The 537-nt window shown below is 30.5% G+C and carries 1 protein-coding gene and 1 pseudogene; both read right to left on the minus strand.

The features are described from left to right. Nucleotides 1–62, minus strand: a pseudogene (locus tag KQ486_RS14265) (phage holin); the annotation flags it as partial. Between the two features lie 55 nt (nt 63–117). Continuing rightward, a complete protein-coding gene (locus KQ486_RS14270; RefSeq protein WP_000398878.1) occupies nt 118–513 on the minus strand; it encodes a hypothetical protein in 396 nt (131 codons plus the stop codon). Between the last annotated feature and the right edge of the window lie 24 nt (nt 514–537).

Below are 537 nucleotides of genomic sequence, written 5' to 3' on the forward strand. Positions count from 1 at the left end.
AAGAATTGATTTACTAATGCTAAGATCAATACGATGTATCTTGTTATTACTTTTGCATCCATTTGTTTGCTCCTTTTTTCCAAAATAAAAAAACGACTAAAAATTAGTCGTTTAAAATTATTCAATGGTCAATGTCGGAGATCCTGAATAAACATCACTTATAGTGACATACAACATCCCTGAAGGATTACTAAAGTTGATATTTTTACTTGCAACTCCGCTATTGACTCCTGATATTCCTAAATCACTTGAACCTAAATTAGTTTGCGAAACCCTCATTATACCGCTACGTACATTTTCTATTGTCACCTGATAACTTTTATTAGGTTCAACTCCATTTATTGTCCATTTTGCTGTTGATTCTTCTATGCTATCCGGATATTTATTTTTAGGTAAGGGTTTTATTACAAAAGATGAAGGCTTTTTCCATACTTGGATATTTCCAGCATATACTTTTGTATATTCTTCGCCTTCGTAAATAAGTTTCTTTACATTTTTAAAATTACCTTCCATAAAAATCACCCCTTAATTAAGTAA

It is taken from the genome of Allobacillus halotolerans (genome assembly GCF_018967645.1).
Classification (GTDB): domain Bacteria; phylum Bacillota; class Bacilli; order Bacillales; family Alkalibacillaceae; genus Allobacillus; species Allobacillus halotolerans.